This is a genomic window from Pseudofrankia saprophytica (assembly GCF_000235425.2).
GTDB classification, from domain to species: Bacteria; Actinomycetota; Actinomycetes; order Frankiales; family Frankiaceae; genus Pseudofrankia; species Pseudofrankia saprophytica.
Genome location: NZ_KI912266.1, coordinates 1,962,016 through 1,983,713 on the forward strand (window position 1 = coordinate 1,962,016; position 21,698 = coordinate 1,983,713).

The following is a 21,698-nucleotide window of genomic DNA, read 5'->3' on the forward strand; positions in this document are numbered from 1 at the left end:
CGTCCCCGCACGCGCGGGGATCTTCCGTCGCCGACGCCCTCGGCGTCCCGCTCGGCGACGTCGTCCCCGCACGCGCGGGGATCTTCCCGAGCCCATCACTGACTCGACGTCGTAGCGGCAGTCGTCCCCGCACGCGCGGGGATCTTCCCGGATCGCTTCCCACATCGCGACGTGGGACCCGGTCGTCCCCGCACGCGCGGGGATCTTCCGCTCGTCGCAGGCGTTGCATTGGCCCAGGTGGGGTCGTCCCCGCACGCGCGGGGATCTTCCGATGTGGACCTCACCGGGGTCGACGGCGCGGCGGTCGTCCCCGCACGCGCGGGGATCTTCCCCCGACTATCGACGGGTCGGAACGGGCGCGCACGTCGTCCCCGCACGCGCGGGGATCTTCCTTCGCGGGTACGGTCCCACGTGACCAGGCAGAGGTCGTCCCCGCACGCGCGGGGATCTTCCGACGGGCGAGCCCCTGCCGGCGGTCGTGCTGTGGTCGTCCCCGCACGCGCGGGGATCTTCCGTAGCCGACGTTCGGATAGATCGACGTGAAGAAGTCGTCCCCGCACGCGCGGGGATCTTCCCGAGTTCGACATCGTCACCACGCCGATGTCGACGTCGTCCCCGCACGCGCGGGGATCTTCCTCCCAGCGCGCCCGCCCCACCAACCCCACCTATGTCGTCCCCGCACGCGCGGGGATCTTCCCGTCAGCACCGGCGGCGGCGCCGGATCGGGCACGTCGTCCCCGCACGCGCGGGGATCTTCCGGGCACCGCCGGCTACATGGTGATCTCGCCATAGTCGTCCCCGCACGCGCGGGGATCTTCCCCACGTCTACGGCACGCGCACGACGGCGCCGGAGTCGTCCCCGCACGCGCGGGGATCTTCCCGCCGTGACGTACTCGGCCGTCGTGCGGTCGGGGTCGTCCCCGCACGCGCGGGGATCTTCCCGGCGACGGCGACGTGCGGCAGGCGCGGACGGAGTCGTCCCCGCACGCGCGGGGATCTTCCCCGACTGGCGGGAGGTCCAGCTCCCGTGGTGGAGTCGTCCCCGCACGCGCGGGGATCTTCCCGGCGACGGCGACGTGCGGCAGGCGCGGACGGAGTCGTCCCCGCACGCGCGGGGATCTTCCCCGACTGGCGGGAGGTCCAGCTCCCGTGGTGGAGTCGTCCCCGCACGCGCGGGGATCTTCCCGGACCCGCGCCGCCGCCGAGGTGGCCGCCATGGTCGTCCCCGCACGCGCGGGGATCTTCCCGACGGGATATCCGGCCTCTGCGCGATGATGACGTCGTCCCCGCACGCGCGGGGATCTTCCGTCGATCTTGGGACGATCCGCGTCAGCGATCCGGTCGTCCCCGCACGCGCGGGGATCTTCCCCACGCGGGCCCTGGCGGCAGGGCTCGCAGGATGTCGTCCCCGCACGCGCGGGGATCTTCCCGGGCGCGCGACGCGATGGACCGCGCCGCGCAGGTCGTCCCCGCACGCGCGGGGATCTTCCCTCCATCGAATTCATTCTTACCTAGGTGTCAGGGTCGTCCCCGCACGCGCGGGGATCTTCCCGCGAAACAGACGATCCGGCATTCGGTCGCCGCGTCGTCCCCGCACGCGCGGGGATCTTCCCATCGCGAGCGGGCTAAACGTGGCGATGCCGTTGTCGTCCCCGCACGCGCGGGGATCTTCCGGTCGACCGCCGGTACCGACTGCGGGAGCGGATGTCGTCCCCGCACGCGCGGGGATCTTCCGACCAACACGGCGAGGGTCGAAACCCAGAAGGGGTCGTCCCCGCACGCGCGGGGATCTTCCCACGGTCGATGACGGCGACGGCTGGGGCGAGGCGTCGTCCCCGCACGCGCGGGGATCTTCCCACGGTCGATGACGGCGACGGCTGGGGCGAGGCGTCGTCCCCGCACGCGCGGGGATCTTCCCACGGTCGATGACGGCGACGGCTGGGGCGAGGCGTCGTCCCCGCACGCGCGGGGATCTTCCGTCCTCCGGGTCTATCTCCCTGCCGCTGGCCCTGTCGTCCCCGCACGCGCGGGGATCTTCCCCCGAACGGCACCCGACCGGAGCGCCGGACTCAGTCGTCCCCGCACGCGCGGGGATCTTCCTGACAGCACGGGCGCGACTCCCCCGACCGGATCGTCGTCCCCGCACGCGCGGGGATCTTCCTTGGACACGGTCACCGCCGAGCATGTCGAGCGCGTCGTCCCCGCACGCGCGGGGATCTTCCGCGGTACGTGCCCACGCGTCGGGACGGCCGGGGGTCGTCCCCGCACGCGCGGGGATCTTCCGTCGTTCCCACCCAGCGTGTAGATCAGCAGATGGTCGTCCCCGCACGCGCGGGGATCTTCCCTCGCCGGAGTCGACGACGGCCACCGAGACGCAGTCGTCCCCGCACGCGCGGGGATCTTCCCGACTTCCAGCCGGTCTCGCCACGGTCGTCAACGTCGTCCCCGCACGCGCGGGGATCTTCCGCGGCACGCCACGCGTCTTGGCGAGTCTGTCTTGTCGTCCCCGCACGCGCGGGGCTCTTCCGGCCAGCGCGGCGCGCTGCACGGCGAGAGCCTGGTCGTCCCCGCACGCGCGGGGATCTTCCCGACGATGCGGCGCACGCCGCGGACGTAGAGACGTCGTCCCCGCACGCGCGGGGATCTTCCGTGCCACACCGTCGTCCACAGGCTGTGGATGCTGTCGTCCCCGCACGCGCGGGGATCTTCCCGCCGTACCGCACCGCGAGGGGCGCACCACGATGTCGTCCCCGCACGCGCGGGGATCTTCCCGTGGCCGGGTCGATCATGCCGGCTTCCCATAGGTCGTCCCCGCACGCGCGGGGATCTTCCCATCTGGGCCGCGGCGCAGGCGGTGGCGACGGCGTCGTCCCCGCACGCGCGGGGATCTTCCCTGATCGTGCTCGCGATCGTCGCGCTGGCTGTCGTCGTCCCCGCACGCGCGGGGATCTTCCGTTCAGCGCGGCGCCGAACGCGGCGAACACGGCGTCGTCCCCGCACGCGCGGGGATCTTCCCAGCGACAGCGCGAGCTGGTGAGCGCCGATCACGTCGTCCCCGCACGCGCGGGGATCTTCCTCCCCTACGGGGTAACGGAAAACGCCCCCACACGTCGTCCCCGCACGCGCGGGGATCTTCCGGTCGTCCACGCGCTGATCCTGGATACCGGCGCGTCGTCCCCGCACGCGCGGGGATCTTCCGTCGGTCAACCAGGTCGCAGCGGAGTTCCTGCAGTCGTCCCCGCACGCGCGGGGATCTTCCGCCGTCGGACCCGCGGGGCGATCGCGGGACGAAGTCGTCCCCGCACGCGCGGGGATCTTCCCTGCACGGCGCGGGCCCACGACGCGGGGTCGTTGTCGTCCCCGCACGCGCGGGGATCTTCCTGCTTGACGTCGTTGTGGTTGGTTCCGATCTGGGTCGTCCCCGCACGCGCGGGGATCTTCCCGGGATCGAGTGGCCCCCGGGTAGCTGGCCGACGTCGTCCCCGCACGCGCGGGGATCTTCCGTCATCCGGGCCGCGCGGGCTGTCAAGCATCTCGTCGTCCCCGCACGCGCGGGGATCTTCCGAGCTCCTGCCTGCCGGCCGCGTCCCGGGTGACGTCGTCCCCGCACGCGCGGGGATCTTCCGTAGGGCCGCCGCAGGGCCAGCTCCTGAACTGTGTCGTCCCCGCACGCGCGGGGATCTTCCGCGCGGCGGGACCGAAGACATCACGCTGGAGATGTCGTCCCCGCACGCGCGGGGATCTTCTCTTCTTGACGGCGCCGAGGTGACTTGGTGAGCGGTCGTCCCCGCACGCGCGGGGATCTTCCAGCAGCGTGTAGTCGTAGCCACCGTCCTCCAGGGTCGTCCCCGCACGCGCGGGGATCTTCCCGAGTCCGCCGCTCCCGCGCCCTACCCGAACGGGTCGTCCCCGCACGCGCGGGGATCTTCCCCGAGCAGGTCGTCGTCCATCGGCTCCAGCTCGGTCGTCCCCGCACGCGCGGGGATCTTCCCCAGACCGAGATCTGGATCGGCTCGTACCAGGCGTCGTCCCCGCACGCGCGGGGATCTTCCCTCGCCCGGGGGCATCGTTGTCAGGTCGTCCTGGTCGTCCCCGCACGCGCGGCGATCTTCCCACCGTCAGGGCCGGCGGCGCGGGCGGGCAGGTGTCGTCCCCGCACGCGCGGGGATCTCCCGGCCGCTGTGGACACCGCAGGGCTCATACGCGCGTCGTCCCCGCACGCGCGGGGATCTTCCCGCCTACGCGAAGACGCTCGGCGTCGTCCCCTAGTCGTCCCCGCACGCGCGGGGATCTTCCCCTCCCAGACCACTGGGTCGGGGAGGAATACCAGTCGTCCCCGCACGCGCGGGGATCTTCCCACGGTCTACCTGCGGGCGTACGTCTACATCGCGTCGTCCCCGCACGCGCGGGGATCTTCCCGGCGGCGGCTTCCAATTGCCGGCAAGTGGAAGGTCCACTCGGAAATGGAAGATCGTCAGGGGAACCTATGGCGGGCGCCGGAGGCGCATCACCGGACAGCAAGTCTGGTAACCTTAAGTGTTCATTTAGTGACAGTAAACGGGTCGTGTCTGAAGGTTAAGTCGCAATTGACAACGTGACGGGCCTGTAGTCGACACCTACGCCCAGCCCGGGTGGCATCGAGGGGGATGGGTGCCGGTATGGACTCGCGGCCGAGACCCGTCTCGCGGGGGCACGGTGCGGGTGGTGGGTGTTCGGGGGTGTCCGGGGCGGCTGAGGGCCGTGGCGGCCCCGTCGCGGGCGTGGGTAACGCCGGCCTCGGGGTCCTACCGATTGGGTGGCACGGTAGGCATCCGCCGGGTGTTGGCCGTCGGGGTGCGGGTGTGGAAGCGGGGCCGGGGCGCGGCCCGGTGTCGGGCCGCGCCCCGGTGGGTGCCTCATTGGCGGGTTGTCCCACCCCGCCCCCGGGGCTGTGGCGGCCCCGGTGGCGGGTGGTTCAGCTTGTCGGTGTTGGTGGTGTGCCGACGGGGTCGGGGCTGGCGTACAGCGCCCGCTGGCTGAGGTGGTAGCCGGTTTTCCATTCGTCGAGGCAGGCGGGGCAGACGGTTGTCTGGTGCGGCTGGTCGTAGTCGTCGGGGGTGTCGGGGTTGGGTTCGGGGCAGCCGTCGGGGTAGTAGTCGACGGTTGCGGGTTCGGGATTGTCCTCGTCTTTGGCCGTGACTATCACGACCAGCCTTTCCGTGGGCATGGAAAAACCCCTTCAAGGGTGTGGGTTCTTTGTCCGGCCGATAGGCCGGGTGTTCGTACGGTAAACACCGTCTATTTCGCGGTCAAGCGTCCTTCGGAAATTGAACGAAACTCTTTCCGGCGGGTCTTTTTCGAGTCTGTCAAATATCGGGCCGGCCGGGTGTTTTCCGTTTGTACGCCGGGTCCGGCCGTGTGTGGTGGTGGGCCGTGTCGCCGCCCGTGCGGGACCGGGCGCTGGTACGGGGCGGGCCGGGCCGGCTGGGAGGTTAGGACGCTTGGCCGGGTCGTGGGGTGCGGGGGATGAGGCGGGCGACGTTTTCGGCGATTTCGCGGGCGAGTTCGGGCAGGACGTGGGTGTAGGTGTCGGCGGTGATGGTGATCGAGGAGTGGCCGAGCAGTTCCTGGACGGTCTTCAGGTCGGCTCCGGCGGCGAGTGCGAGGGTGGCGGCGGCGTGTCGGAGGTCGTGGAGCCGGATCGGTGGCAGCCCGGCTTCGGCCTGCAGCGCGCGGAAGCGGTCGGAGACGTGGTCGGGGTTGAGGGATGTGCCGGTGTCGTCGACGAAGACGAGGCCGGTGTCGGGCCAGCTGGGTCCGGCTTCGAGGCGGCGGGCGTTCTGGTGGGTGCGGTGCTCGCGTAGCGCGCGGACGGTGCCGGCGTCCAGGGGGATTTGCCGGTCGCCCGCGTCGGACTTGGGTTTGCGGAGGTGGGTGGCGGGGCCTTCCTGGACGATCTGCCAGCGCACGGTCAGGGAGGCGTGGGCCAGGTCGAGGTCGGCCCAGTGCAGGCCGCATCCCTCACCGCGCCGCAGGCCCCGGTGGGCGATGAGGTGGAACAGGGCGTATAGGTCGTCGGTGTCGGCGTGGTCGAGGAACGTTCCGATCTGGGTGGGCGTCCAGACCATGACCGGCGACGGGATGTCGCCGGTGGTCTGCCAGCGGGTGACCCGTTCGTCGGTCCACAGCAACGCCTTGGGTCGTTTCCCGGAGGGCAGTTCGACGTAGGAGGCGGGGTTGTGGGTGAGCAGGCCGACGCGGATCGCGTGGTTGAGCGCGGCGCGCAGGGTGGCGCGGATCCGCTGCTTGGACGCCGCCCCGATGATCCGCCGTCCGGCGAGTTCCTTCTTCTGCTCGGGGGTGCCGGTGGCGCGGATGCGTCCGATGGTGTCGTTGCGGGTGTCGATGGCGTCGAACATGTCGTCGAGGTGGGCGACGGTGAGCCGGTCCAGACGTAGGTGGCCGATCGCGGGGTTCAGGTGCAGGCGGATGTTCGCCGCATACCCAGCGGCCGTCGAGGTGCCGATCTTGCGGCGGCCGGACAGCCAGGTGGCGAGCCAGTCGGCGACGGTGATCGTCGGGTTGAGGTCCGCGCGCCGCTGGTAGCGGCGCCGGATGTCCTCCACCTCCGGCAGCGGCTGGTTCGCGCGCAGGGTTTCCAGGATGAGGTCGGCGATCCGCAGCCGGGTGGCGGTGTCGTCGGCATCCGCGACGGCGATCAGGTCACGGATGCGGCCGATCTCGGCTTCGGCTGCGGTCTGGCTGGTCAGGCCGCCCCGGCGGGCGAGCTGGCGGCGGCCGTCAGCCGACGGGGGCAGGTCGACCTGGTAGACCCAGGCCCCGTGGTCCGAGCGCCAGGCGCCGCCCTTGCGGCGTAGCTTCGGGCACCGGTTGCCGAGCTGGCGGCCGCCCGCGTCGCGGCAGCCGCACCGCTTGTAAATAGTCCCATCCATACGTCTCACCATTTCTAGGTGTGAAGGTGTTTCCCGCCGGTCGGAAAATCGGGCGGGTAATTGGTGTTTCCGGCGCCGATTTACGCTCGCCGCGTTTTTGCTGTCAAGCGGTCGGGTCGGTCTTCTCGTCGATGTGCAGGAAGGTGATGAGGTTGGCGGTCAGGATTCGGTAGCGGCCGGCGATGCGCAGCATCGGGACGGGGAATTCGTTTCGGCGGGCGAGTTCGTAGCTTTTGCTGCGGCCGATGCCGAGGATTTCGCCGGCGGTGACGAGGTCGGTGGTGACGCCGAGGGCGCGGATGTCGGCGACCGTCCAGGGCTTCATGGCGCTCCATACCTGCGAGCGGGGACGCACGGCCGGCGCAGGGTCGGGCCGTGCCAGGGGGTCGCTGGGACGCGGGCGGCCCAACCCGCGCCAGGGCGCGGTCGTGCCCGGGGCGCGCCGGGCGGCGTGGGCCGGCCAGGCCGGCCCACGCGCCCCAGGGACGTGGCCGCCGCCGGGCTGGCGCGGAGGCCGCCTGCCTGAAGATGATCTGAAAGTGATCTGAATATGGTTGTGGGTGCAACCTCATTCAGATGACCTTCAGATAGCGATACGGCCGGGCTGCTATCTGAATGTCCAGGCCAGCGGCGGTTCAGACAGGATCCGGCCGGCGGTCGAAGGACTCCTCGGCCCGCCCGTCGGGCCGAGGAGCGAGCGTTAGGAGGAGGACGTCCTCGTGCGCCAAGACGTGTAGAGGCCGTCCGGTCTGCCAGGCGGTGCGGGCGTTGTGCAGCGCGAAGAAGGTGGTGCGGGGCACGAGTCCGGTGTCGCGGAGGCCGGCGAGGAGGGCTTCGGCGCGGCCGGCGCGTACCAGTCCGCTGGCGGGTGCCCGTTCGGTGATGGCGCCGGGGAGGTCGATGAGTTCGCCGTCGTGGCGGTAGGGGCGCACGGTGACGGCGACGAGTCCGTCGGGGCGTAGGAGGGCGGCGGTGGCGGTGAGAATGGTGCTGAATCCGGTGAGCAGTTCGGGTAGGTCGCTGTGGGCGAGGTTTCCGCGGCGGGGCTGGCCGTAGTGGTAGTCGCGTTTGTGGACGCCGTTGTCGCGGTGGGCGTCGACCTGCCCGTGGGTGGCTTTCCCGTATGGCGGGCTGGTGAGTACCAGTGCGATGTTTCCCGTGGCGGGTCGGCCGTGTACGGCGGGAAACTGGGTGGCGAGAGTGGATAGGTCGCGGGCGTCGCCGGTGAGCACGGTGGCGGTTCCGGTGGCGCCTTGGCTTGCCGCGTGGGTGATGTTGGCGCGGGCGACAGTTGCCCAGCGGGGTTCGTATTCGATGCCGAGGCCGTGGCGGCCGAGGTGGATGGCCTCGACCAACGTGGTGCCGATGCCGCACATCGGGTCGAGGACCAGGTCGCCCGGCCGGGTGAACGTGGCGATGAGCCGGGCGGCGAGCGCGGGCAGCATCTTCGCCGGGTGGGCGGTGGACGCGGGGGTGTACCGGTCCTTGCGCTGGACGCGGGGATGGTGCTGGGAGACGGGCCAGACCGTCAGCGGTGAGGGCACGATTGGCTCAGGCACGGTGGCCTCCCGGGGTGGTGAAGACCGCAAGGTCGACATGAACGGCCGTGAGGAACTGACCGGCGGTGGTGCGGCTGGCGGGCGGGGGTGTGAGCGCGCCGCTGCTGATCGGGGTGGTGAGGGCGACGATGTGCTGTAGGTAGCGCAGCCCGGCTGCCCGGGCGGCGGCGATCGTCGCGGCGAGTGGGTCGAGCGGCCCGCTGGCCGGTGGGTGGACGGTGAGCAGGAACCCGCCGGGCCGCAGCTGTGCGGCGAGGCCGACGAACCGTGGCAGGAGCGTCGTCGGCGCGGTCGGGGTCGGGGTCGGGTGGTCGATGACCAGCCCTGCCGGGCCGCTCCACCCGGTCCGGGAGGTCGTCTCCGCGGTGTCGAGGGCATGGTGGCGGCGCTGCAGATAGCTCGCGGCGTCGGCGAGCCCGGCAGGCCCGCCGACGGTGAGGACGAGGTCCTCGGAACTGGTGAAGGTCGCGATAGCTCTGGCCGCCGCCGCCGGCGGCAACAGCCCGGGCTGGGTGGGGGTGGGGGTGGTCCAGACGGTGAGGGGCACGAGACGGGCGGGGTCGCCGAGCTCGGCCCAGTGCTGTGCTGGCAAGGGGAACAACGCTCCCAAGAGGGGCGGCGGAACGCCGAGCGTCGCGAACCCGAATCCGAACGACAGGAAAGGGTGGGCGTGCGCAGGCGCCGCCTGGGTGCATGCACCGCGTATTGCAGCACGGGCTGTCTGAAGGTGATCTGAACCGCCACCTCCGCCCTTTGCGCCGATGAAATGGTGCAGTCCGGCCGTGATCTGAAGGTCATCTGAATGTGATCTGAAAGTCGCGACGTGTGCTGCCTGAAACCGCTGGTCCCGACAGATTCGGCTGTGGGTTGAGATCACCTTCAGATGGGGTGTGGCTTTCTGGGTCCCGTCAGTGTTCCCCACACGGATGGGACGTTGTGTGATGACGACGGAGACCGGTGACAGCTCAGCGTTGGATACCGCCGAGAAGTCGTTCCTTTGCCTGACCGAGACGCCACCGGGATTGTCGCTGGACGGCCGGGCGGTGCACGCCGCCCTGCCGCAGCGGCAGGTGGGCCTACGCGAGCTGCGGGTGCTTCTCTCCCAGCCCGCGCTGCCCGTCCGGGCGCGCGACGCGGTCTGGAACGCGGTGCTTTCCGAGCGGGACGAGCCGGCGTGGCTGATCGGCGCGGCCGGGCTCGCGGTCGCGCCGCTGCGGCATATCGCGGCCGTACTGACCACTCCCGCCGTCGAGCGGGCGGATACGGAGGGTGAGGTACTGACCGGGTTCGTCGCCCAGGCCCGCCGGACGTCGCTACCGACCCGGGAGGCGCCCCTGCTGTGGGCGGGGCTGCGGGCCGGGCTGGCCCTGGCCGCCCAGGACGCCGCGCAGCTGGGATTTGGGGTGTGGCTGCCGGTGGTGGCGGCGATCCCGCCGTCGCCGTGGTGGCCCGGGCCGCGCCGGGTCCTCGACCAGGCGCAGCGGGCGGGGCTTGTGACCGAGGTGGAGCAGCGGCTGCTCGTCGAGACCCGGCTGGAGGGCCGGTCGCTGGCCGGGGTGGACCCAGATGCGGCTGAGGAGTTGGCGGTATGGCGGGCCAAGGCCGAGAGCCGGCTCGCCCAGGCGATCATCGAGGGCCGGTTCGCCCCGAAGGGCCTGCTCCGATGAGCGCGCCGACCGGGCGGGATCCGGGCGAGGACAGGGACCGGCGATCGCAGGAGAACGCGCATCCTCGGTCGCACGATGCGGGAGGAGCGCTACCGGCGCCGCCGCTGGGGTCGGGGGGCGAGATCGAGGCCGGATCGGCCGGCCGCCTCGGTGATCAGCTGCCGGCCAGGTTGGAGGGCCTACCGGCCGCGCATGGCCCCCGACCAGCCGAGGGTGGCGTTCAGGGCGGCCCGGGACCCGGCGAGTTCGAGGCTGATTCGTCGGACAGCACCTGGCCCCGGCTCATCCCCATCGCCAGGGAAGCAGCCCCCGCCCCGCAGCTCGCCGACCCGGCGGATCTCCATCCCACGAACGGCGCGGTGATGGGGCTGCTGCGCAGGTTCGGTCGTCGGCTGGCGGGGTGGTGGCTGGCCGGTGGCTGGTTCGGCGTGGTGATCGGCCTGGTCGGTGGGGTGTGGATGGTGATCGGGGTCGAGCAGGCGGCGGATCGGCCGGGGGTGGCGTTGTGGTGGCTGGTCGCGGGCCGCCCGCTGGTCGCCGCCGCGTTGGCGGCGTGCACGGTGCTGATCGCGGCGGCGGGTTCGGGCCCCGCGCCGTGGGACGGCGAGCCCTTGTCGCGGCGGGCGTGGCGGATCCGCGGCCTGATCGCGGTGGTGGCGCTGCTGGTGGTCTCGGCGGTCGAGTTCTGGGTCATCTTCACGGATCTGGCCTGGGCGTCGGCGGTGGCCCCGCCACCGCCACCGCCGCCTCCGGCTCCGGCTCCGGCGCCACGGGACACGGACCTGCACCAGGTGATCACGAACCTGCGGAACTGGCTGATGGGGTTCCTCGCGGCGATCGCGACGTTGTTCTTCACGATCGGCGGGGTGCGGTATTCGACCGCGAACGGCGATCCGGGCGAGATCGACGCGGCGAAGCGGGCGTTTCGTAACGCCGCGGTCGGCTACGGGCTGGCGATTTTGGCACCACTGATCCTGGCGGCGCTGCGCTCCGTGGTCGGTGGCTGATGCGCACCGCCCGGCTTCCCCGCCCCGCCCGTGCCCCGGTGCCGACCGCCGCAGGCGCGATGGGCACGGTCCCAACACGGTTGGCGCAGTTCATCCGGGATAGGTGGCGCAGCGGGCGGAGGCGCGACCGGCGCCGCTGGGCCCGGCTGGCTCTGCTCGTCGCAGCACTAACCATGGTGATCATCGGGGTGGTGGGTTCGGTGCCGGCGGGCGCGGTCACGGCGCCCACCTCGACGCCAGCACCCTCGCCCTCGCCTTCGGGGGCGCCGACGCCCGCGCCGGCCCCGCCTGCGCCGGCCGTGCCGGGTAGCGAGCCGGAGCCGCAGGTCCCGCAGACGCCGACATCGACCGAGCCGGGCCCGTCGCCGAAGCCGGGATCGGGGGGTGGCGGCTTTCTCGATCGCCTTTTCGGCTGGCTGCCGGGGGCCGGTGACGTGGCCGGCCTGGTCGGTGATGCGGTCAACAGGTGGCTGGTGGGGGTCGCGCAGGACGCCGCGCAGCCAGTGCTGCACCTGATGGGCCAGACGGTGTTGTCCACGCCGGACGTGACCGGGCAGGACCGGATCCGCGAGCTGTGGGGCGCCAGCCTGGTCATAGCGGACAGCCTGTTCCTGCTCGTGCTGACCGTGGGCGGGGTCGCGGTGATGGGGGAGGACCTGGTCCATGGCCGGGCGATGGCCCGGGAGTTCGCGCCCCGGATGGCGATCGGCTTCGGCGTGGCCCATCTGAGCCTGCTGGCGATGAGTCAGGGCACCACTTTGGCCAACGCGCTGACCCGGGCGATCGTCGGCCAGCAGGTCACCGCCGACGGAGTCACCACCATGCTCACCACGAACCTGGCCGTCGGCGCGTTCGTCCCGATCTACCTGGTCTTACTGGAGTTCGGCGTGCTCGCGTTGGCGGTGGCGCTGATCGTCGGCTGGATCATCCGGATGATCGTGATGATGGGGTTGGCGGTCGGCGGGCCGTTGATGCTGATCTGGCACGGCCTGCCGTGGACCGAGGGCCTGGCCGCGTTGTGGTGGCGGATGTTCGGGGGCTGCCTGGCGATCCAGATCGGCCAGTCGATGCTGCTCCTGCTCGGCACCCGGGTCCTGCTGTCGGCCGACGGCCGGCCGACATGGCTGCCGAGTACCGACGGGTTGTTGAACACCCTGGTCGCGGTGGCGCTGTTCTACGTGGCCGTACGCCTGCAGGGCTGGGTGCTCCAACTCGTGCTGCGCTCCACCGGCGGAGGCCGCTCCGCGGTCCTGACCATGGTCCAGTACCGCACGATCCGCCGGGCCATGGCCGCCGTCGCCTGACACCAAGCCAGGCGGCCGCTCTTCGGTGCTGCCTGACGGCGTATCTCGCCGCCCCGGTTCCGCATTCACCGTCTGTGGGTCCGCCTCGCGGTCCCGCGTCGCCGATCTCGTTTCCTTTCCCTCCTGCCCTGTGGGTGATCTTTGATGACTTTCCCTGTCGATCCTTCAACATCCCTCTCGGCCTCGCCGCCTACCGGCGGCGTGGACGGGTCGCGGGTACGTATCCCTGCCGATATCAACGTGGCGGACCGGGTGCTGGCCGGGCTTACCGTCCGCCAGCTCGCCCTGGTCGCCCCGGCGGTGCTGATGGCGGTCTGCCTGTTCTGGTTGCTGTCGCCGTACCTGCCGGTGGCGGCGGTCGCGGCGGTGTGCGTGCCGGTCGCCGGGGCGGGGATCGCGGTGGCATTGGGCCGGTGGGGTGGGCTACCTGCCGACCGGTACCTGGCCGCTGCGGCCTCCTATGCCCGGGAACCCAAGCTGTACCTCCCCGCCACCGATGACAGCAGTGTCGGCGGTGAAGCGCCGGCGGCGGGCTGGTTGCCCGACGTCGATAGCGCGCGCCGCGCTGCGGCGCCTGCCCGGCCGCTGGCGACCAGCGTGGACGCGGCAGGGGTCCTCGACCTGGGCGCGGACGGGGTCGCGGTCCTCGCCGAGGTCGACGGGGTGAACCTGACGCTGGGGTCGGTCGCGGAGCGGGCGGCGAAGGCGACCGCGTTCGCCCGGACGCTCAACGCCCTGGCCGGCCCGCTTCAGATCACCATCCGCGCCACGCCGGTCCGCCTCGCCCCCCACATCACCCGGCTACGCGACCAGGCACGGATCCTGCCCGATCCGGCCCTGGCCGCCGCCGCCGTCGACCATGCCAACTTCCTCGACGAGCTGGCTGCCGGGCGCACGCTGCTGGCCCGGCAGATCCTGCTCACCGCCCGTGAACCCCTCCCGGCCGGCGTTCGGGGCCGGGGCGGGGTGGAGGCCGCGGCCGGGCGGGCGCTGCGTCGGCTGGAGGAGGCAGCTGCGCTGCTGGGTCTGGCTGGGGTGACGGTGCGGGTGCTGGATGCGGCGGCGGTCAGCGTGCTGCTCGCCGGCCTCGCCCAGCCCGGCAGCCCACCGTCGCCGGACACCGTCACCGCCACCGGTCCGATCAGCGGCCCACCACCCTCGCCGTCCAGGGACTGGTGGCAGGACCTGTCCGACCCGATGCCCGGAGTCGAGCGATGAGCCGCCCACCGCGGCGCCGGCCGCGTCGGCAGAGCGGCGGGGCGTCGAGTGCGGGGCCGCTGCTGTGGACTCCTCCGGGCCTGCGGGTCGCGGCACGGCAGGTAGAGGTCGGTGGGGCGTACGCGGCGACGGTCGCGGTCGTCGGCTACCCCCGCGAGGTCGGCCCAGGCTGGCTCGAGCCACTGCTGGCCTACCCCGGCCGCCTCGACGTCGCGCTGCACGTGGAGCCGATCCCACCGCCGCTCGCCGCGGTCCGGCTGCGCCGTCAGCTCGCCCGCCTCGAATCCGGCCGCCGGGCCGACAGCGCCTCGGGCCGGCTCGCCGATCCGCTGGTGGACGCGGCGACGTTCGACGCCGCCGATCTGGCCGGCCGGCTGGCCCGCGGTGAGGCGAAGATGTTCACCCTCGCGCTCTACGCCACCGTCTACGCCGACAGAGCCGACGAACTCGCGGAGGAGAAGGCGCGGGTCACGGCGCTGGCGCACAGCCTGCTGCTCGCGGTCCAGCCCACCACCTTCCGCACCCTGGTGGGCTGGGCGTCCACGTTGCCGCTCGGGTCGGACCTGTTGCGGTTGCGCCGCACGATGGACACCGCGGCGCTCGCGGCCGGGTTCCCGTTCTCCACCCCCGACCTGCCGCTGCCCGACCCGCACCGGCCCGGGGCTGGTCCGGTCGTCTACGGCACGAACCTGCGCTCCGCCGGCCTCGTCGCGCACGACCGCTGGGCGCAGCCGAACTACAACTCGGTCACCCTCGCCCAAAGCGGCGCCGGCAAGTCCTACCTGACCAAACTCGACGTCCTGCGTTCCCTCTACCAGGGCGTCGAGGTCGCCGTCGTCGACCCGGAAGACGAGTACGCGCCGCTGGCCGCCGCCGTCCGCGGCACCTACCTGCCCCTCGGCGCACCCGGCGTCACCCTCAACCCGCTCGACCTGCCCGTCCACGCCCGCCACGACCCGGACCTGCTCACCCGCCGAGCGCTGTTCTGCCACACCCTGATCACCACCCTGCTCACCGGCGACAACCCGCCGGGCCGCTCCGACGGTGAGGGACTGGACGGGGCTGGGCGGGCGGCGTTGGACCGGGCGATCCTGGCCGCCTACCGCGCCGCCGACATCACCGCCGACCCGGCCAGCTGGACCCGGCCGGCCCCGCTGCTGCGCGACGTCGCCACCGCCCTGGCCGCCGACCCCGACCCGGCCGCGACCGTGCTGGCGGGCCGGCTCGGTCCGTTCGTCGAGGGCACCCACCGGGCCTTGTTCGACGCCCCGACCTCGGTGAGTCCCGAGGGACACCTCGTCGTCTACTCGCTGCGTCAGCTCCCTGATGAGCTCAAAGCCGCCGGCACCCTGCTGACCCTCGACGCGATCTGGCGGACCGTCGCGGACCCGGCCCGGCGGTGCCGCCGGCTCGTCGTGGTCGATGAGGCGTGGCTGCTGATGGCCCACCCCGCCGGCGCCCGGTTTCTGCACCAGCTCGCGAAGGCCGCCCGCAAGCACTGGGCCGGCCTGGCCGTGGTGACCCAGGACGCGGCGGATCTGCTCGCGAACGACCTCGGCCGGGCGGTGGTCGCCAACGCCGCCACCCACATCCTGCTGCGTCAGGACAGCTCCGCCGCCCGCCACGTCGCCGACGTCTTCGCGCTCTCCGACGGCGAGACCACCCACCTTCTTTCGGCCCGTCCCGGGGACGCGCTGCTGCTCGCCGGGCCTGGACGGCGGGCGGCGTTTCGCGCCGTCGCCTCAGCCGCCGAACATTCCATGATCACAACCGATCCGTCTGAGGCCGTCCGCTCTTCGGACTTCCTGCGGCCCGCCGCGCAGCTGACGGGTGCGTCGCAGCGCCGGGTCCGCAGGCAATCCCCAGCCGCAGCCCCGCCGCCGGCCGAGGACGCCGACCCCTGCTGACCTACCTGCTCTCGTCCTGCCGCTGCTCGTCCCGACGCTTGTGGAGGCCGTCGTGTCCGGTCCACCTTTCCTTCCCCCGCCCCCGTTTCCGGTGGCTTTCTCTCGGGTGATTGACGATCCGGTTGGGGTGCTGTTCCCGATGGCGTCGTGGGTGGACTGGCTGGCCGGCGGCCACCGGCTGGCAGCCGGGGCGGCGCTGGCTGCCGTGGTGCTGCTCGCCGAGGTGCTGATCACCGTGCAGGCGCGGTTGCGCCACGCCCGCCTGACGCGGGACGCCCGCATCGTGGAGGTCCTGGTCCCGCCCGAGGTCGGGTCGGAGGCGGCCGGCGCGTTCTGGGGACAGATGGCCGGGCTGCTGCGCCCGCCGCTGGCCCGGCTGATCTACGGCCAGCCACACCTGGGTTGGGAGATCGTCGCCAGCCAGGCCGGGACCGCGTTTCGCCTCTGGGTTCCTGGCCCGGTGCCGCCGGGGCTGGTGGAGCGGGCGGTGCAGGCCGCCTGGCCCGGCGCCCGCACCACCACCCAGCCCGCCACCCCACCCTTGGACGGCGGCGCGGCGGCGGTCGGTGGGCGGCTGTACTTCGGCCGCCGTGACGTCCTGCCGCTGCGCGTCGACTCGGGCGGGGATCCGGTGCGGGCGTTGCTGTCCGCCGCGGCCGACCTCGGCGACGGCGAGACTGCGGTCGTGCAGGTCCTCGTCCGTCCGGTGACGGGCCGCCGGCTGGCCGCCGCCCGCCGCGACGCCGCCCGCGAACGCGGCCACCAACCCCCCAGCGCACTGACCGGGCTGCTGTCCGACGCTCTCGACCTGCTGACCCCGCATAGCCCGCCCCGCTCCGGGGCCCGGGCGGGCCGGGTGCCGACCTCGCCGGAGGAGTCGGCCGCCTCCCGAGCGATCGGGGTCAAGGCGATCGGTCCCCGCTTCGCCGTCACCGTCCTCTACGCCGCCGCCATCCACCAGCCCGCCAACCCGCAGGCCGCGACACGGGTGCTACGGGGCCGGGCGCACGCGCTGGCGTCCGCGTTCGCGCTCTACTCCGGCCACAACTACCTGCGCCGCGCCCGCCTGGCCCACCCGGTCCCGACCCTGGCCGCCCGCCGGCTCGGGCGAGGCGGGCTGGTCGGCGTCGACGAGCTCGCGGCGCTCGCGCACCTTCCCCTGGACACCGCTGTTCCGGGCCTGGCCCGGGCCGGCGCGGCGGCGGTACCCGCCCCCGCCGCGATCCCCCACAACGGCGCGGACGTGAAGATCCTCGGGGACACCGACGCCGGGCGGCGCCGCCCCGTCGGCTTGCGGGTTGCCGACGCCCGCCATCACGTCCATGTGCTGGGGGCGACCGGGTCGGGTAAGTCGACGCTGTTGGCGAATCTGATCCTCGATGACGCGGAGGCTGGCCGGGGCACGGTCGTCATCGACCCGAAGGGCGACCTGGTCAACGACCTGCTCGCCCGGCTACCCGCCGACGTCGCCGACCGGGTCGTGCTGCTCGACCCCGACGACCAGGCCCCGCCGCCGTGTCTGAACATCCTCGACGGCGCCGACCCGGACCTGGCCACCGACCAGCTGGTGGGGATCTTCCGCCGGATCTGGGCCGACAGCTGGGGCCCCCGCACCGACGACCTGCTGCGCGCGACCTGCCTCACGTTGCTCACCCGCCCAGACACCGCCGCCGGGGCGGTGCCGACGCTGCTCGACGTCGTCACCGTGCTCACCGACGCGGCCGCCCGGCGCAAGGCGACCGCCGGCATCACCGACCCGATCCTCGCCGGGTTCTGGACCTGGTACGCCTCGCTGTCCGACGGCGCCCGCGCCCAGGCTATCGGCCCGGTGCTGAACAAACTGCGTGCCCTGCTGCTACGCCGCTTCGCCCGCCAGGCCCTGGCCGCGGGGCCTTCCACGGTCGATCTCACCGACGTGCTCGACCACGGCGGGCTGCTGCTGTGCCGGATCCCGAAGGGCACCGTCGGGGAGGACGCCTGCCAGATCGTCGGCTCGATCGTCCTGGCGAAGGTCTGGCAGACCGTCCTGACCAGGGCGCGGCGCGCTCCCGATGATCGGCCGGACGCGACGGTCGCACTGGATGAGTGTCAGAACTTCTTGACGTTGCCGGGGTCGATCGAGGACATGCTTGCCGAGGCCCGCGGCTACCGGCTTGGTCTCGTCCTTGCCCACCAGCACCTGCGCCAGCTGCCGACCGAGCTCGCGGACGCGCTCGCCACGAACGCCCGCACGAAGATCGTGTTCGCGTGCTCGCCGCAGGACGCCCGCACCCTGGCCCGCCACACCGCACCGGTCCTCTCCGAGCACGACCTGGCCCGGCTCCCCGCGTTCACCGCCGCGGCCCGGCTCGTCGTGCACTCCGCGGACACCACGGCGTTCACCCTGCGGACCCGGCCACTTCGTGCCGCAATTCCAGGCCGGGCCGGGCAGCTACGCCAGGCCGCCCGCCAGCGCACCGCCGCCGCCGCACCCACGTCCGCACCAGCGGGGGATCCCCGCCGCCGGCCGGCGGGTGGGTCGTCATGACGGCCCGCCGCGCGCCACGGTCGGCGTCGGGGGATCGGTTGCTGTGGGAGGTCGCGGGCCGGCTGACCCCGCGCGACCGGTGGCTGTTGACGATGCTCGCAGAACATCAGGTCCTGACCGGCTCGCAGATCAGCCGGCTGTGTTTCACCAACCCACGCACCGCCCAGAGCCGCCTCGCGCTGCTACACCGTCTGGAGGTCCTCGACCGGGCCCGGCGCTACTACGGCCCGACCACCGGGCCGCACCACTACACCCTCGGCCCTGCCGGCGCCCGGATCCTCGCGGCGCAGCGCGGGGTCACGCCGGCGGAGTTCGGCTACCGCCGCGACCGGCTGCTCACCCTGCTCACCTCACCGCGCCTGGCGCACCTCGTCGGGACCAACACCCTGTTCACCGCCTGGGCCCATGCCAGCCGTACCCTGCCCGCCGCCCATGGGCTGACGGTCTGGTGGTCGGAACAACGGGCCGCCGCGCTGTGGGGAGCGTTCGTCCGCCCCGACGGCTACGGCACCTGGCGCACCCCCACCCATCGCCTCGACTTCCACGTCGAATACGACACCGGCAGCGAATCCCTCACTCAAGTGATGGGCAAACTTCCCGGCTACGCCCGCCTCGCTGAGGCCAGCGGCATCGCCAGCCCGCTGCTGATCTGGCTGCCGTCCGCAGGCCGGGAAATCGCCCTCCGAGCGCGGCTCACCGCGGCCACGCACGGCACCGTTCCGATCGCCACAGCAAGCCCGACGCCCCTGTCCGCGACCCGGCCCGAAGAGGGACCCGCCGACCTGGAAGCGGCCCGGGCGCTCTGGCTACCGCTGGACGCCACCCGACGGGCCACCCTGCCCCAGCTCGCCGACCGCTACGGCACCCCCACCGGCCCCGCCCCATTCCCCGACGCGGAATCGGAAGATAACGACGACAGTGACGACCGGGATGCGCCCTTTCCCCGACCACCGGACCCGCGGCCGTGAAATCCCACCTCGCCATTCCGTCGGATAGAACCAGGAGCTAAATACGTTGGAAAATAGCCGTCCCGGGAATGCGTGAACGGCGCTACCATGAAACCCGGGACCGGCCGGCGCGGATTGGCCGCCGCGTCGGGTGCGTCGAGCCGGGCCGCGTCCACCCGGCACGCCGTGCCCCGACGGCCGACAGCCGGAGGCGGCGCCGCCCTGCACAAAACGGGGCCGGAAAAGACCCCTCCATAGGGGTAAGGAAGACCCACGAAAGACCCCTCGCTCTTTAAGAGCGAGGACGGATCGGCAGCCAAAACCCCAGGTCAGCGGCCCGCTGGGGGCTCACCTGCCCGGCCAGGCTCGCCGACGAGGAAGGACACACGTGCGGCGGGCGCCCACCCCTACCGGGGCGGACGCCCGCCGCACGTGTGTCCTTCCCAGCCGGCTATCCCGGCCCTACGGCCCGGTCCCTGCCCCGCACGTGGGCCTGGACGTCGGCCTGACGGGCCCGCGTGGCCGACCGTGCCGGCGGCGCGGTCGAAAGGCGCGACCGCCCGGACGTGCGCGCTCATCGCGTGGCGTCGCACCGGGGATCACCGCCTTTCTACGTGGGCATTTGCTAAAAGGCTACCGCCCGCCCCGTCGGGCAGCAAGCAGTTCCCATGACTTTCTACGCCCTTTTCTATCCGGGCGCACGCGGCTACCTCTCGCGGAATGAATGGGCAAGCCGTTTTTCATGACTCTTTTCGTTAGTTCGGCTAAAAAGTCTTGAAAAGGGGCTTCCCGAATACCGATTCGGCGAGCTAGCGTTTGTGGTGTCGGAAAACGGAACACGGCGAACGGCGAAAAGGCATAGGACCTTTCCCCGCCGGATTCCCGAATCCGAAATCCTTTCCCGCCCCCCTGTAGGTAGAAGGTAGGTGTGCCGTGCCCGCGACCGTGACCATGGTCTGCCCCGAATGCGATGAGCCGGTCGTGCCACGTACGCCGACCACGCCGGTGGTGGCGGGCCGTGTCCGCCAGCCCTGGTCACACCGCGACGGCGAACCTTTGTGCCCGGTCATCGGGCCGGACGGCTACCAGCCTGCCGCCCCGGTCCCCGCACGCCGGCCGGTCCGGACGGTGGGCGAAGTCCGACCTGCCCAGGTCGGACCCGCCGCCCGGGCCACTTGATCACCGTCACCTTCCCGCCTTCGGACGCGCCGCCCACCGGCCGCGCCCGCGCCCCGCCCTGCCCGCCACCCCCACATCCATGCCTGGGAGGACGTACCCATGAGCGCCGTGCCGTCGCCGGCCACCCCGCCGGACCCCACACCCCCGCCCCCTTCTGATCCACCGGCCGCCGCCGTCGCACCTACCCCGCCTTCCGCGCCGCCGGCCGGTCCGGCCCCGGACGTCGCCGCGCCGCCGGCGAAGGTGCCCCGGCTGTCGCCAGGTGAGCTGCGCCGTCAGGTCGCCGCGTTCCTGGTGTCTCATCCCGGTGCGCACACGCCCGGTGACATCGCCCGGGCGTTGGCTGGCCGGTCGTCCGGGGCGGTCGGCAACGCGCTGGACACGTTGGCCGCTCATGGCGCGGCGCGGCTGACCAGCGCCAAGCCGCGCAAGTTCAGTGCCACTGGCCTGACCGGGGCCGCCGCCTACAGCGCCCCGCCGAAGCCGACCGCACCACCCCGGCCACGGACACCCAAGGCCATCCCGCCCACCCCGCCGGACACCCCGCCCGCGCCGGCACCCCGCCCGGCAGCAGCGTCAGATCCGGCGTTGCCGCCGGGGGCGGTACGCCGCCCGGGCGGGGGGATCTACCGGCCCCGCCAGCTTGCCGGGCTGCCCGACGTGGAAGCGCTGCGCAAGCTTCGGGCCGCCGGGGTGCCGGTCCTTCTATACGGGCCGCCGGGTACCGGGAAGACGTCGCTGGTCGAAGCGGCGCACCCCGACCTGATCACGATCGCGGGCGACGGCGACACGACCGTGGGTGACTTTCTCGGGGAATACACCCAAGCCCCCGGCGGTGGCTACGAATTCGTCTACGGCCCGCTGGTACGCGCCATGATCGAGGGCCGCTGCCTGTTCATCGACGACGCCACGCTGATCAGCCCGGCGGTGTTGGCCTGCGTATACCCGGCGATGGATGGCCGGGGTGAGATCCAGGTCAAGACCCACAAAGGCGAAACGATCACCGCCGCGCCGGGGTTCTACCTGTGCGGCGGCCACAACCCCGGTGTGCACGGGGCGGTGCTGACCGAAGCGTTGTCGTCGCGGTTCGCGGTGCAGATCAAAGTCACGTCCGACTACGACCTTGCCCGCGCCCTACGGATCAGCCCCCGTGCGGTCAACGTCGCCCGTGACCTTGCCCGGCGGCGGGAAGCCGGCGGCATCGGCTGGGCGCCGCAGCTACGGGAACTGATCGCGTTTCAGAAGGTCGCCGCCGCCCTGGGTGAGGACGTCGCCGCCGCGAACCTGATCGGACAGGCCCCGGATGAGGACCGCGACGTCGTCGCGGACGTGGTCAAGACGGTCTACCGCAAGTCGATCAACCCCCTCGCTCTCGGCCGCCAGCTTTAACCCCCTCCCTGCCGGCCCCGGGCCCGCCCGCCCGCACCGCCCCGGTGAAAGCCCGGGGCCGG

Annotated in this window: 13 protein-coding genes and 1 CRISPR repeat array (1 of these 14 running past the window's edge); of the genes, 8 read left to right on the top strand and 5 right to left on the bottom strand. The window is 72.5% G+C overall.

Annotated features, from left to right (window positions below; translation table 11 throughout):
- Positions 1-4,418: a CRISPR direct-repeat array (repeat unit 28 nt; unit sequence GTCGTCCCCGCACGCGCGGGGATCTTCC) (it extends 1,587 nt beyond the left edge of the window).
- Positions 4,419-4,954: 536 nt separating this feature from the next.
- The 5 genes from FRCN3DRAFT_RS43290 to FRCN3DRAFT_RS0208260 all read right to left on the bottom strand — a co-directional run bounded on the left by FRCN3DRAFT_RS43290 (position 4,955) and on the right by FRCN3DRAFT_RS0208260 (position 9,083).
- On the bottom strand, positions 4,955-5,206 hold the full coding sequence (locus tag FRCN3DRAFT_RS43290) for a hypothetical protein (RefSeq protein ID WP_007512265.1): 252 nt from the start codon (positions 5,204-5,206) through the stop codon (positions 4,955-4,957).
- A 265-nt stretch (positions 5,207-5,471) separates the two neighbouring features.
- Positions 5,472-6,932 (bottom strand): site-specific integrase, encoded by a 1,461-nt coding sequence (locus tag FRCN3DRAFT_RS0208245; protein WP_007512263.1) that lies wholly within the window; start codon positions 6,930-6,932, stop codon positions 5,472-5,474.
- Positions 6,933-7,035: 103 nt separating this feature from the next.
- Complete coding sequence (locus tag FRCN3DRAFT_RS43295; RefSeq protein WP_007512262.1) at positions 7,036-7,257, bottom strand: helix-turn-helix domain-containing protein; 222 nt, start codon at positions 7,255-7,257, stop codon at positions 7,036-7,038.
- 310 nt (positions 7,258-7,567) lie between these two features.
- On the bottom strand, positions 7,568-8,491 hold the full coding sequence (locus FRCN3DRAFT_RS0208255; protein ID WP_007512260.1) for a TRM11 family SAM-dependent methyltransferase: 924 nt from the start codon (positions 8,489-8,491) through the stop codon (positions 7,568-7,570).
- A complete protein-coding gene (locus tag FRCN3DRAFT_RS0208260; RefSeq protein ID WP_007512258.1) occupies positions 8,484-9,083 on the bottom strand; it encodes a hypothetical protein in 600 nt (199 codons plus the stop codon). Before FRCN3DRAFT_RS0208260 ends, FRCN3DRAFT_RS0208255 begins: the two co-directional genes overlap by 8 nt.
- 349 nt (positions 9,084-9,432) lie before the next feature.
- On the opposite strand from FRCN3DRAFT_RS0208260, the gene FRCN3DRAFT_RS43300 reads away from it, so the two are divergent.
- The 8 genes from FRCN3DRAFT_RS43300 to FRCN3DRAFT_RS0208300 all read left to right on the top strand — a co-directional run bounded on the left by FRCN3DRAFT_RS43300 (position 9,433) and on the right by FRCN3DRAFT_RS0208300 (position 21,636).
- Positions 9,433-10,158 (top strand): hypothetical protein, encoded by a 726-nt coding sequence (locus tag FRCN3DRAFT_RS43300; RefSeq protein WP_007512256.1) that lies wholly within the window; start codon positions 9,433-9,435, stop codon positions 10,156-10,158.
- On the top strand, positions 10,155-11,165 hold the full coding sequence (locus tag FRCN3DRAFT_RS55970; RefSeq protein ID WP_007512255.1) for a pilin: 1,011 nt from the start codon (positions 10,155-10,157) through the stop codon (positions 11,163-11,165). Before FRCN3DRAFT_RS43300 ends, FRCN3DRAFT_RS55970 begins: the two co-directional genes overlap by 4 nt.
- A 473-nt stretch (positions 11,166-11,638) precedes the next feature.
- A complete protein-coding gene (locus FRCN3DRAFT_RS0208275) occupies positions 11,639-12,469 on the top strand; it encodes a hypothetical protein (RefSeq protein WP_232793966.1) in 831 nt (276 codons plus the stop codon).
- A 144-nt stretch (positions 12,470-12,613) separates the two neighbouring features.
- The gene (locus FRCN3DRAFT_RS43305; RefSeq protein ID WP_083401252.1) at positions 12,614-13,687 is read left to right on the top strand and encodes a PrgI family protein; all 1,074 of its coding nucleotides are present in this window, start codon (positions 12,614-12,616) and stop codon (positions 13,685-13,687) included.
- A complete protein-coding gene (locus tag FRCN3DRAFT_RS43310; RefSeq protein ID WP_007512252.1) occupies positions 13,684-15,594 on the top strand; it encodes a VirB4 family type IV secretion system protein in 1,911 nt (636 codons plus the stop codon). Before FRCN3DRAFT_RS43305 ends, FRCN3DRAFT_RS43310 begins: the two co-directional genes overlap by 4 nt.
- A gap of 106 nt (positions 15,595-15,700) precedes the next feature.
- Positions 15,701-18,121 (top strand): type IV secretory system conjugative DNA transfer family protein, encoded by a 2,421-nt coding sequence (locus tag FRCN3DRAFT_RS0208290; protein ID WP_232793967.1) that lies wholly within the window; start codon positions 15,701-15,703, stop codon positions 18,119-18,121.
- Positions 18,118-19,089, top strand: a complete 972-nt coding sequence (locus FRCN3DRAFT_RS0208295) for a replication-relaxation family protein (protein ID WP_007512250.1) — start codon at positions 18,118-18,120, stop codon at positions 19,087-19,089. Before FRCN3DRAFT_RS0208290 ends, FRCN3DRAFT_RS0208295 begins: the two co-directional genes overlap by 4 nt.
- Positions 19,090-20,346: 1,257 nt before the next feature.
- Complete coding sequence (locus tag FRCN3DRAFT_RS0208300) at positions 20,347-21,636, top strand: AAA family ATPase (protein ID WP_007512249.1); 1,290 nt, start codon at positions 20,347-20,349, stop codon at positions 21,634-21,636.
- Positions 21,637-21,698 lie beyond the last annotated feature (62 nt).

Excerpts from the sequence above, each read along its gene's own strand:
- FRCN3DRAFT_RS43290 (WP_007512265.1), bottom strand. The coding sequence starts at position 5,206 with ATGCCCACGGAAAGGCTGGTCGTGATAGTCACGGCCAAAGACGAGGAC.
- FRCN3DRAFT_RS0208245 (WP_007512263.1), bottom strand. The coding sequence starts at position 6,932 with ATGGATGGGACTATTTACAAGCGGTGCGGCTGCCGCGACGCGGGCGGC.
- FRCN3DRAFT_RS43295 (WP_007512262.1), bottom strand. The coding sequence starts at position 7,257 with ATGAAGCCCTGGACGGTCGCCGACATCCGCGCCCTCGGCGTCACCACC.
- FRCN3DRAFT_RS43300 (WP_007512256.1), top strand. The coding sequence starts at position 9,433 with ATGACGACGGAGACCGGTGACAGCTCAGCGTTGGATACCGCCGAGAAG.
- FRCN3DRAFT_RS55970 (WP_007512255.1), top strand. The coding sequence starts at position 10,155 with ATGAGCGCGCCGACCGGGCGGGATCCGGGCGAGGACAGGGACCGGCGA.
- FRCN3DRAFT_RS43305 (WP_083401252.1), top strand. The coding sequence starts at position 12,614 with ATGACTTTCCCTGTCGATCCTTCAACATCCCTCTCGGCCTCGCCGCCT.
- FRCN3DRAFT_RS43310 (WP_007512252.1), top strand. The coding sequence starts at position 13,684 with ATGAGCCGCCCACCGCGGCGCCGGCCGCGTCGGCAGAGCGGCGGGGCG.
- FRCN3DRAFT_RS0208295 (WP_007512250.1), top strand. The coding sequence starts at position 18,118 with ATGACGGCCCGCCGCGCGCCACGGTCGGCGTCGGGGGATCGGTTGCTG.
- FRCN3DRAFT_RS0208300 (WP_007512249.1), top strand. The coding sequence starts at position 20,347 with ATGAGCGCCGTGCCGTCGCCGGCCACCCCGCCGGACCCCACACCCCCG.